The following is an 8,967-nucleotide window of genomic DNA, read 5'->3' as shown; positions in this document are numbered from 1 at the left end:
CATCTATATATAAATCCAAGAAGATATCAGGAGCAATCATTACACACAACTTAGACTCAAGTTGTTGTTTAATCATTGTGGACAACAGAGGAAGAGGATTGTGTTCTAACTCCCAAACAGTAAGTTTCTTATTTTTAGCCTTGGCTTCTACATCGCGTTTGGCAATAAAACCAAAGCTCGACCACATCCCTTGTAGGTTATAATCTCGACGGCACTTTAGCTTAATACCCCGAGAAGATTTTGTGATTTGTTTAAGGTGATCTACAAGTTGTTTAGCTACTCCCTTACCCTGACATGAAGGATCGATACACAGATGAGTGATAATAAACCAATCTCGTGAATATCGATATAACAAATAACCAACACAGGCTCCTTCAGAATCAAGTGCGACAAGGATTTGACGACACGCTGCTCGTTCCTCAAAAGCTCCTTTGGGAAAATTACCAAGTGTTTGTGAGTTAGCTCGCCACAATTTTATTACTGTTTCTAGGTGTGGGGAATGATTATCTATCGCTTCAATTTTGAACTGTGCGTCAATTTTCACTTTTTGGTTACCTTTTCTAATTTCATAGTTACTTTTTTCGGTTCTCTAGCAGCAAATTTGTCACTTTGTCAATCCTGTGAGGTAGCTGGGGCAGAGAAAGATTTAAAAACGACAATTTTACTCAGAAACATTTATATTTTCCTGGGGTAATTTATTTGTATAAATATATACTTATTTTAAATCTTTAACCTTAACTTCCCCAGATCCAAGAGCTTCAATCACGCAAGAAAGATTAACAGCATTGGCTCTCGAAAGCATTACTATAGCTTGATTGTTGCAACTCAAGTAAGAAATTCCCGTCTCAAATTTCTTACTTTGAGGTTTTTTATACCTTTTTTACCATCTGCTGGCTGCATCTAGGCGATCGCTCCAAGTTCAAGTTGAACTTGTCCCTTCCTCTTGTTCCAGTAACACTTGTTTTCCTATGCCATAACTAAATCACTGATAAACTTAATGCAGTAATGCAGTGATGCAGTAAAATTAATGTCTCACCCTGAGTTAAGTCTGATAGTTTTAAGAACTGGTGATGTTCTGAGTACATTATTTTTTTACAGAGCTTTGGGACTGAGGTTTGAGCAAGAGTGTCACGGTCAGGGGTTGATTCATTATGCTTGTACGTTAGGCACAAGTACAATCGAAATTTATCCAGGAACCGAGGGATCTGCACCCCAACCCGTACAAGGTGGTGCAACTATGCTGGGGTTTCGGGTAGCCTCCATTGATCATGTACTTACTCAACTTCAAGAAATTAGCGACACTGTATTACCTACTATCCATTCCAGTCGGTGGGGTCGTCGGGTGGTGCTAACTGATCCTGACGGTCGGAAGGTCGAGCTTACAGAACTATGATATTTTTTCATTAATGCAGTAATGCAGTAATTAAGTAAGTATGTCAGTAATTGCGTTTATCAATCAAAAAGGTGGTTGCTCCAAGTCAACATCTGCTGTACACATCAGCTGTTGGTTGTCTCGCAAGGGGCACAAAGTTCACTTGCTAGATGCCGATGCCCAGCGTAGTAGTTCCATTTGGCTCCAGTCGATGGAAGGTGGCGAGATTCCTACTACTGTACTGCAATCACCCGATGAACTCTTAGAGCAAATCCCAGAATTAGCGCAAAAGTGTGATTATCTGATTGTGGATGGGCCAGCTGGTTTATCTGAAGCTAGCAGGGCGATATTATTCAGGACTGACCTAGCTGTTGTTCCCTGTCAGCCCACAGGTCTAGACCTGCAATCTGCTAGTGATGCTGTTCGCCTGATTAAACAAGCTCAGTCAGTGCGTGGTGGTGCGCCCAAAGCAGCAATATTTGTTAGCCGTGCTGTCAAAGGGACAAAATTACTCGATGAAGCGATCGCACTGTTATCTAAAACAAAAGAGGTAACGGTGCTGAAAACGGTGATTCACCAAAAACAAGCGATCGCTGACACCTTTGGTCAAGCTGCAACCATTTGGGATTTATCAGGCCGTCCAGCAGCAGAATCAGGGCGGGAATATGAGCGACTATTTAAAGAAATTTTGGGGATGCTCAAATGACTAAAAAACGAAAGTCCCTGGATGATGCCCTGGCGCGTGAGTTTGTTTATGGTGAGTCAGCTACAAAGGAAACTCTCCCACCGCAAGTGAACGCGAACCTGGAAGATGAGAAGGATGAGGAGCCAGCACCAGAACAACCAACAACTCAAAACCAAACTCAGCCAGAAGCGCAAACCCAGCCTACACCTACACCTACACCTACACCTCAAGCAACCAAGCCTAGTATTATGTCCCAACTCCAGCCAGCCACTCCCAAGGAACCAACAATTAGACTAACTGTGGATTTAACTGAGTCAATGCACCGTAAGCTGTCTGTATTGGCGGCGAAGACAGGTAGGAAAAAGGTTGAAATTGTGCGGTTTCTGCTGGATGAAGCACTGAAAGAAGTTGAAGAGTAATGCAGTAATGCAGTAATGCAGTATTTATGAGGCGATGCGTGTAATACTGCGATCGCCTTTTCTAATGTTTGAAAGAGCTTGTGGTACTGGTGCATTTGTGTTGGGTGCGCTGCGATCAAGTCTTCTGGATGAACTACCACAAATGAAGGCGATGGCTCCACCCGCCGTAGGCATCGCAGAAATAATCCACCAGGGAGGTACTGCCCCTCCTATGACTGTGTTATCAGCACAGCGCCTCACTTTTCGGCTTCTGGTGGAAGGCGGAAGATGGAAGAATCGAACTCCCAGGTATTACCCTGCTCTAGTTTTCAAGACTAGTTGCCCTCCCTTGAGCAGCATCTTCCATTTAGGGGTGTCTGGCGGGACTTGAACCCGTTATGACTGGTTCCACAAACCAGCGCCGCGACCGCTTTGGCTTCAGACACCATCAGTGGAGCCAAGGGGATTTGAACCCCTAACCTCCTGTGTGCAAGACAGGCGCTCTAGCCAGTTAGAGCTATGACCCCATGTGGCAGGAGTGAAGGGACTCGAACCCCTACAAATCGATTTAGAAGATCGATGCCCATCCATTAGGCGACACTCCCATCAATTGGTAGCCCTGACAGGAATTGAAAGAGCGACTTCCTCTTTGTAAGAGAGGCACTCTCCCCACTGAGTTACAGGGCTATGAAAGCGGACGACGAGAGTTGAACTCGCATTTGGAGCTTGGCATACTCCGGTGTTGCCTTTACACCACATCCGCATTGAAGAACCTATAAGGTTCAGAGCGATCAACGAGACTCGAACTCGTGTCTCCTGGTTGGAAGCCAAGGGTGTTTACCACTACACCATGATCGCGTTAGTTAAGCTGGTGACAGGAGTTGAACCCGCAACCTACTGATTACAAGTCAGTTGCTCTGCCGCATTGAGCTACACCAGCATTTAGTAGCGGAGCCGGGATTTGAACCCGGTACGTGAAGGCTTATGAGACCCCAGAGCGCACCATAGCTCCATCTCCGCGATACCCCTGACTGGATTTGAACCAGCAACTTTCAAATTTTAAGTTTGGCACCTCTTCCACTTGGGTCACAGGGGCAAGTTTTGGTGGGCGCTACAGGAGTTGAACCTGTGTCAGCCTGATTAAAAGTCAGGAGCATAACCGTTCTGCCAAACGCCCAAGTTGGTACTCCCGACAGGATTTGAAAGAGCAACAATTCCGTCCCTCAAACGGAAGCGTTTACTAATTTCGCCACGGGAGTATCAGTACCCTTGGTGGGAGTCGAACCCACAAAATCTGGTTTCTAAGACCAGCACGTTTGCCAGTTTCGTCACAAGGGCAAATGATCGGAATGGTAGGATTTGAACCTACAACCTTCAGCTCCCAAAGCTGCCGCGCTACCAAGTTGCGCCACATCCCGTTAGTACTCCCGGTGGGATTTGAACCCACACACAGACTGTTTTTGAGACAGCCGCCTCTTCCAATTGGGCTACGGGAGTATAGGCTGGGAAGGAAGGAATCGAACCTTCAAACTTCGCATTCAAAGTGCGACGGCTTTGCCTGTTTGCCTACTTCCCAATAATTGGCTGCCGAGGTAGGGTTTGAACCTACAAACTCCTGTTTCAGAGACAGGTGACTCTACCAATTCGTCTACTCGGTAATAAATGGCTGCCCCAGTAGGACTTGAACCTACAACCTCGCGGTTAACAGCCGCTTGCTCTGCCATTGAGCTATAGGGCAATGTGCCAGTCCCCCAGGTCAGAATCGAACTGACGACCTCTGATTTTTCAGACCAGCGCTCTCTACCAAAACTGAGCTACCGGGGGATAAGGCGAGAACGGAGAGACTTGAACTCTCAATCTTCAGTTTCGTAGACTGACGTGTTATCCAGTTACACCACGTTCTCAGGCGGAGAGAGAGGGAGTTGAACCCACAGTGAGATGATGAATCTCACGACTGTTTAGCAAACAGCTTGCCTTGCCAATAGCAATCTCTCCGTGATGGGTCGGGCTGGATTTGAACCAGCAACACTGAACGCGGCGGTTTTACAGACCGTTACCTACACCAATAGGTGAGCCGACCCAGATCAACAATTCCCCCGACGGGATTTGAACCCGCAATTTCCGCTTTGAAAGAGCAGCGACTTAACCGTTCGTCCACGGGGGCAGAGAGTAAAACGCAAGGACTAGGACTTGAACCCAGAACAACAGTTTTGGAGACTGTGGTGTTGCCAATTACACCATCCCTGCATTTGATAGCAGCGACGGGAGTTGAACCCGTATACTCTCGGTTATGAGCCGAGTACCTTGCCGTTAGGTGACGCTGCAACGCTTGGAGTCCGAGGTGGGGATTGAACCCACGATAGTTGGTTTTGCAGACCAACGCCTTCCCACTTGGCTACTCGGACACATTTGGAAGCCTTGACGGGAGCTGCACCCGCTTCTCTCTGACTGAGAATCAGAGCGACTTATCTAGTCGTCCACAAGGCTACAAGGCGGGGATGATGAGATTTGAACTCACGGTCTTTCGCTCGACAGGCGACTGCTTTAAACCGGACTAAGCTACACCCCCACGTTGGGTGGCAATGATTCAGTTTTCATGGTTCTGATAGTGTTAGCTCTCTGCCTTTTTGGGAGGTTGTAGTGCTTCACTACATTTATACTACACAATGTATTACAAAGTGTCAAGGGCATACTACAAAATTTTTTTGAGAGGAGAGAGGGCAAGCTTGCTTAATATCTGTAGTGCCCTCTCTGGCTAGGATTGAAGTTACTCGTTCTCACTCAGGCGTTGTGTGTTCCAGAACTGTTCTGCAAATGCAACTGCTGGGTGAATCGGGGCTTTAGGCTTGGTTTTCAGTACCATTCCAGCTTCATGAGGTAGGCGATCGCTCTTTGTAGAGTTACAACGCTCACAAGCTGTTACAACGTTATCCCAGGTATGCTGTCCACCTTTGGAACGAGGGATTACATGGTCAAGCGTTAGATGCTTGGTGCTACCGCAGTATTGGCAGGTGTGGTTATCACGCTTGAGTACTTCACGCCGATTCACGGGGGGTACTTTCCAATGCCGTTCGGGATTGCCAATGGTTAAACGAATGTGTTCAGGTACTTGTAGTACAACGCTAGGCGCTCGCACTTCCCACTGCTTTGTAGTACCAAAATTCACAGACTCTGCTTGACCTGTGACTAATAGCACGATTGCTCGTTTGATGTTGATGCGTGCTAGTGGTAGGTAATTCTTAGAGAACACCACCACTGAGTTTTGTAATATGTGTGGTTGCTGAAAAGGTGGTTGAGCTTCCATAATTTGATTTACTCCTTAAAAAATAACCCCCGCCTCTGGTGAAAAGAAGCGGGGGTCAGGTCATCGATACTTTTGTCCCTATGTTGGTGCTAGACATCTGCACCTCCCGCTCTGGATAAGTTGATCTGGATTCAGCCATTCGGCAATTGCTCCCAAAACGCCTACATTTGTAGATTTATCGGCGCAGCTAAAGCGATATGTTCTTCCCTCAAACGCAAACAGCGCAATGACTCTGCCTAAACCCTGGCTGGGTTGGCAATGCATCGCGCTACTAATGGTTGAGGAGAATCTGCGGCTCATTGAAGGCTTGTAGTATTTGTAATTAAGGTTATTTTTAATAATACAGTTGTAACATGGGTTTGTCTAGCACCTGTTTTGGAGGATGAGGGGGCGATCGCAGTTAACCCACTGATTCGCTTTCGATTGGAGTTTACTTGATGGGATGGTAAAGCCCGTCATCCTGATAGCGCCACGCTGTACTGCTTGGATCTCGATTGCGGCTCCAGCTTTCAAATTCAAATTGACTTTTATTTTTTTGCTCACGCGCCAGGGTTGCTGTATCTACTCCCAACCTTTTAGCTAAATTCTCTGCTAGGAATGGCTGAAGTTCTAGCGATTGAGGAACTTGGCTGTTGTAAGCATAACCTTGTCTTCTGGCTGGACTTTTGTAGCGCTGCCCTGCATTAAGTGCGCCCTCTAATTGTGCTAGCTTGGTTGCCATCGCTTCTAGCTTTTGTTCTAAGCTGCTTAAGCGGTGGGAGTGTTGCCCTAATTGATTTTCCACACTGCTTTCTATACCACTGGTAAGACGGTTTAATTCTGCTTCTAGTTGATGCAGACGGGTTTCTACATCAGTTTCCATACCATTTACTTCACCCAGGACGTAACGTAGACCCTGAATCACCAAATCTGTGGCGGTGGTGTTGCGTTCTTTAGCTGTGGCTCTAAGTGCCTCAACCAAAGGCTTGGGCAGTTTGAAGTTGATTGATTCCCGTTCAACTTTTGCCATTTCTACACTTGGTTATACACGTCCAGTGTAGACAGTTTACCGCTTTGTGGTGACTTTTCCCCCAGAACTGGGAGATCGCTGCTGGGTGCAGTTTGCTCTAATTAATCGTAACTAGGAATAATTACGGCTAATTTAGGTAAATTTATCAATAGTATGTGCTGTTTTTTTCTATGAAACATTCCCTGATGATAATTTAATGGACATCAATCAACAAAAAGAACAATTTAGCATTACCTATGTTAGAGCCATCGCCGCCGTTGCAGGTTATTCTTTATATAGACCAGAAGTTGATAACGACAGCGTAGATTTAGGCATAGTTAGCAGAGGTGGCACAGGTAAAATCCTTTCTCCTAGACTAGAACTACAACTAAAATGTACAGCCAGAGAGATTCTTGAGGAAAACTATATTAAATATCCCCTCAATCTCAAAAATTATAATGATTTAAAAATCAATGCTCTTGTCCCTCGAATCTTAGTAGTTGTTTTAGTTCCCGAAAAAATAACAGATTGGATAAAACAAACAGAAGAAGAACTATGCCTTCGATATTGTGCTTACTGGATATCCTTGCGCGGGATGCCAGACACCGAAAACACAACCAATGTTACTATTGAAATACCCCGTAGTAATCAGTTGACACCTGATGCACTCCAAGCCATCATTCAACGTATTAGTTTTGGAGGATTGCCATGAAAGTTACTATTAAAGACAGTCAAATCCTCAAAACCGTTAACCCTGAAGTGATACAGGCACACTTGCAAGCAACAGGCTGGCACGAGACAGGACGTATTTATAATGATGCTGGTTCAATTTGGCGACTAAAAAAAGATGCGGCTCCTGAATATGAAATTTTGCTACCTCTCCAACATAATTTAGGAGATTATGCCGAAAGAATCAGCGATATATTGAAAATATTATCGACAGTAGAAAATCGTGACCAAGTTGATATTTTAAGCGAATTTATTACGAACTATCCCAACTTCACGGTTCTTGGTGTAGTCATGCAAATTGCTACTCCTTCTCTTGATAAATTGAGTGGAGAAATTACTTTACTTGGGTCAATTTTTGAGAAATTACAAGAAATAAAAACCGAACTAACTGACCATGATTATATCTTAGCTATTAAAGCTTATCAGGAACGTTTACGGATTCACTGCACAGGTGATTTAGTCAAAGTTGACAATCATTTTCTTCTGAGAAATCCTCGAAAATTTCAAATTGACAATATCTAAATTCTTAAGTCTTACTAAATCAATTCTGATATTGAATCACTCATCTGCTTTTGCAAACGCTGGCGGTTATCATCATATTTCAGTACCGTCTGCACTTGAGCGTGTCTGCTGAAACGTTGAGTAGCACGGTAGTTGCCATTATTAAGATCCAATACTGTAGTAATCGCACTGTGGCGGACACGATGGGGCGACATCTTCTTAGTAATTCCGGCTTGCTTACATAACCCATCCACCAATCGCCTGATTGCCTCCCCGGTTAATCTCGCGCCATTTTTGTGATAGGCCAGCACTGTAAAAAGCGGGTCACTGCCACGTTTTTTCTTAGAAGCTTTAATCCAACCGGCGATCGCCAATGCAGTTTTGTCTGATAGGTCAAGAACTTCCTTCTGGCTACCTTTGCCTTTACCCAGGATTGAGAGCGTTTTTTCTTTGGCGTTAAAGTCACCCACATTTAAGTTGACTATCTCATTACGGCGCAAGCCATTATCCCAAAGTAATCGCAGAATGGCATAATCGCGCTTACCCTTTAAAGTATTCTGGTCAACCAACGCTATAACTTGGGCATAGTCAGTTGCTCTAATTCCAGTAGTGTCGCGGTAGGTTTCGACCCTTTCACCTTTGACATCATCCAAGGAGAAATTGCAGACACCCAGCCGTCGCCCCATCTCCACCATCGACTTGATAGCACTAAGACGACGATTCACCGTAGCTTCAGCCAGCTTTTTCTTAATTAGGTGCGCTTTGTACTTGAGAACCACAGCAACGGCGTGACGCTGTTCCAGGTGAAGGAACTCTAACACTAAATCCCGGCTGGGTTCTTTTTTGGCGACGAATAAGAAGAAATCTTTCAGGTCTTTCTGGTATTCGCGCTTGGTGTTGAGCGATCGCTTATGGGGTACAGCCGGGATACGTGCAAAATGGGACACGTTGTAAAGTTTTGTAAAAATTAACTCTACAACCCTTACCAGA

The 8,967-nt window shown here is 45.1% G+C and carries 10 protein-coding genes and 26 tRNA genes; 5 read left to right on the top strand and 31 right to left on the bottom strand.

Going from position 1 to position 8,967, the window contains the following annotated elements:
- Positions 1–544 (bottom strand): GNAT family N-acetyltransferase (locus GNE10_RS27690; protein ID WP_185568766.1); only part of this gene is annotated, 544 nt, incomplete at its 3' end.
- A 483-nt stretch (positions 545–1,027) separates the two neighbouring features.
- Between GNE10_RS27690 and GNE10_RS27685 the strand changes: the two genes are divergently transcribed.
- From GNE10_RS27685 to GNE10_RS27675, 3 genes are read left to right on the top strand one after another with little or no spacing between them, the layout of a single operon-like run.
- On the top strand, positions 1,028–1,393 hold the full coding sequence (locus GNE10_RS27685; RefSeq protein ID WP_185568763.1) for a VOC family protein: 366 nt from the start codon (positions 1,028–1,030) through the stop codon (positions 1,391–1,393).
- 40 nt (positions 1,394–1,433) lie between these two features.
- Positions 1,434–2,078 (top strand): AAA family ATPase, encoded by a 645-nt coding sequence (locus GNE10_RS27680; protein WP_017655427.1) that lies wholly within the window; start codon positions 1,434–1,436, stop codon positions 2,076–2,078.
- Complete coding sequence (locus GNE10_RS27675; protein WP_185568762.1) at positions 2,075–2,476, top strand: CopG family transcriptional regulator; 402 nt, start codon at positions 2,075–2,077, stop codon at positions 2,474–2,476. The genes GNE10_RS27680 and GNE10_RS27675 overlap by 4 nt, the downstream gene beginning before the upstream one ends.
- Positions 2,477–2,500: 24 nt before the next feature.
- Here GNE10_RS27675 and GNE10_RS27670 read toward each other — a convergent pair whose 3' ends face one another.
- The 29 genes from GNE10_RS27670 to GNE10_RS27530 form a co-directional block, all read right to left on the bottom strand.
- Positions 2,501–2,716 (bottom strand): hypothetical protein, encoded by a 216-nt coding sequence (locus GNE10_RS27670; RefSeq protein WP_185568759.1) that lies wholly within the window; start codon positions 2,714–2,716, stop codon positions 2,501–2,503.
- Between the two features lie 21 nt (positions 2,717–2,737).
- Positions 2,738–2,820: transfer RNA gene (locus tag GNE10_RS27665), tRNA-Ser, on the bottom strand.
- Positions 2,821–2,827: 7 nt separating this feature from the next.
- Positions 2,828–2,901: transfer RNA gene (locus tag GNE10_RS27660), tRNA-His, on the bottom strand.
- 6 nt (positions 2,902–2,907) lie between these two features.
- Positions 2,908–2,982 (bottom strand) — tRNA-Ala (locus GNE10_RS27655).
- Between the two features lie 3 nt (positions 2,983–2,985).
- Positions 2,986–3,060: transfer RNA gene (locus GNE10_RS27650), tRNA-Arg, on the bottom strand.
- Between the two features lie 6 nt (positions 3,061–3,066).
- A tRNA-Val gene (locus GNE10_RS27645) sits at positions 3,067–3,142 on the bottom strand.
- Between the two features lie 5 nt (positions 3,143–3,147).
- Positions 3,148–3,218: transfer RNA gene (locus GNE10_RS27640), tRNA-Gly, on the bottom strand.
- A 23-nt stretch (positions 3,219–3,241) separates the two neighbouring features.
- A tRNA-Gly gene (locus GNE10_RS27635) sits at positions 3,242–3,313 on the bottom strand.
- 8 nt (positions 3,314–3,321) lie between these two features.
- Positions 3,322–3,395, bottom strand: a tRNA-Thr gene (locus GNE10_RS27630).
- Positions 3,396–3,402: 7 nt separating this feature from the next.
- Positions 3,403–3,475 (bottom strand) — tRNA-Met (locus tag GNE10_RS27625).
- Positions 3,476–3,477: 2 nt separating this feature from the next.
- A tRNA-Leu gene (locus GNE10_RS27620) sits at positions 3,478–3,551 on the bottom strand.
- 6 nt (positions 3,552–3,557) lie between these two features.
- A tRNA-Lys gene (locus GNE10_RS27615) sits at positions 3,558–3,632 on the bottom strand.
- Between the two features lie 87 nt (positions 3,633–3,719).
- A tRNA-Leu gene (locus GNE10_RS27610) sits at positions 3,720–3,793 on the bottom strand.
- Positions 3,794–3,799: 6 nt separating this feature from the next.
- A tRNA-Pro gene (locus GNE10_RS27605) sits at positions 3,800–3,873 on the bottom strand.
- 4 nt (positions 3,874–3,877) lie between these two features.
- Positions 3,878–3,952: transfer RNA gene (locus tag GNE10_RS27600), tRNA-Leu, on the bottom strand.
- A 5-nt stretch (positions 3,953–3,957) separates the two neighbouring features.
- Positions 3,958–4,031: transfer RNA gene (locus GNE10_RS27595), tRNA-Gln, on the bottom strand.
- Between the two features lie 5 nt (positions 4,032–4,036).
- Positions 4,037–4,113 (bottom strand) — tRNA-Gln (locus GNE10_RS27590).
- A 5-nt stretch (positions 4,114–4,118) separates the two neighbouring features.
- Positions 4,119–4,193 (bottom strand) — tRNA-Asn (locus GNE10_RS27585).
- A gap of 9 nt (positions 4,194–4,202) precedes the next feature.
- A tRNA-Phe gene (locus GNE10_RS27580) sits at positions 4,203–4,279 on the bottom strand.
- A gap of 6 nt (positions 4,280–4,285) precedes the next feature.
- Positions 4,286–4,359, bottom strand: a tRNA-Arg gene (locus GNE10_RS27575).
- Positions 4,360–4,362: 3 nt separating this feature from the next.
- Positions 4,363–4,450: transfer RNA gene (locus tag GNE10_RS27570), tRNA-Ser, on the bottom strand.
- A gap of 4 nt (positions 4,451–4,454) precedes the next feature.
- Positions 4,455–4,536 (bottom strand) — tRNA-Tyr (locus GNE10_RS27565).
- A gap of 10 nt (positions 4,537–4,546) precedes the next feature.
- Positions 4,547–4,618, bottom strand: a tRNA-Glu gene (locus GNE10_RS27560).
- A 12-nt stretch (positions 4,619–4,630) separates the two neighbouring features.
- A tRNA-Trp gene (locus GNE10_RS27555) sits at positions 4,631–4,702 on the bottom strand.
- Between the two features lie 6 nt (positions 4,703–4,708).
- A tRNA-Ile gene (locus GNE10_RS27550) sits at positions 4,709–4,780 on the bottom strand.
- Between the two features lie 5 nt (positions 4,781–4,785).
- Positions 4,786–4,860, bottom strand: a tRNA-Cys gene (locus GNE10_RS27545).
- Positions 4,861–4,948: 88 nt separating this feature from the next.
- Positions 4,949–5,024, bottom strand: a tRNA-Asp gene (locus tag GNE10_RS27540).
- A gap of 198 nt (positions 5,025–5,222) precedes the next feature.
- A complete protein-coding gene (locus GNE10_RS27535; protein ID WP_185568756.1) occupies positions 5,223–5,759 on the bottom strand; it encodes an HNH endonuclease in 537 nt (178 codons plus the stop codon).
- Positions 5,760–6,189: 430 nt separating this feature from the next.
- The gene (locus tag GNE10_RS27530) at positions 6,190–6,768 is read right to left on the bottom strand and encodes a hypothetical protein (protein WP_103140932.1); all 579 of its coding nucleotides are present in this window, start codon (positions 6,766–6,768) and stop codon (positions 6,190–6,192) included.
- A 196-nt stretch (positions 6,769–6,964) separates the two neighbouring features.
- Between GNE10_RS27530 and GNE10_RS27525 the strand changes: the two genes are divergently transcribed.
- Positions 6,965–7,459 (top strand): DUF4365 domain-containing protein, encoded by a 495-nt coding sequence (locus GNE10_RS27525; protein ID WP_103140933.1) that lies wholly within the window; start codon positions 6,965–6,967, stop codon positions 7,457–7,459.
- On the top strand, positions 7,456–7,998 hold the full coding sequence (locus tag GNE10_RS27520; protein ID WP_103140934.1) for a hypothetical protein: 543 nt from the start codon (positions 7,456–7,458) through the stop codon (positions 7,996–7,998). Before GNE10_RS27525 ends, GNE10_RS27520 begins: the two co-directional genes overlap by 4 nt.
- A gap of 14 nt (positions 7,999–8,012) precedes the next feature.
- On the opposite strand, the gene GNE10_RS27515 is transcribed toward GNE10_RS27520, so the two are convergent.
- Positions 8,013–8,966 (bottom strand): tyrosine-type recombinase/integrase, encoded by a 954-nt coding sequence (locus GNE10_RS27515; protein ID WP_260447060.1) that lies wholly within the window; start codon positions 8,964–8,966, stop codon positions 8,013–8,015.
- Position 8,967: the final 1 nt, after the last annotated feature.

The organism is Nostoc sp. 2RC, assembly GCF_014222165.1.
GTDB classification, from domain to species: domain Bacteria; phylum Cyanobacteriota; class Cyanobacteriia; order Cyanobacteriales; family Nostocaceae; genus Nostoc; species Nostoc linckia.
The sequence above is the reverse complement of the archived record's forward strand: the minus strand, read 5'-3'. Positions and strand labels throughout refer to the sequence as shown.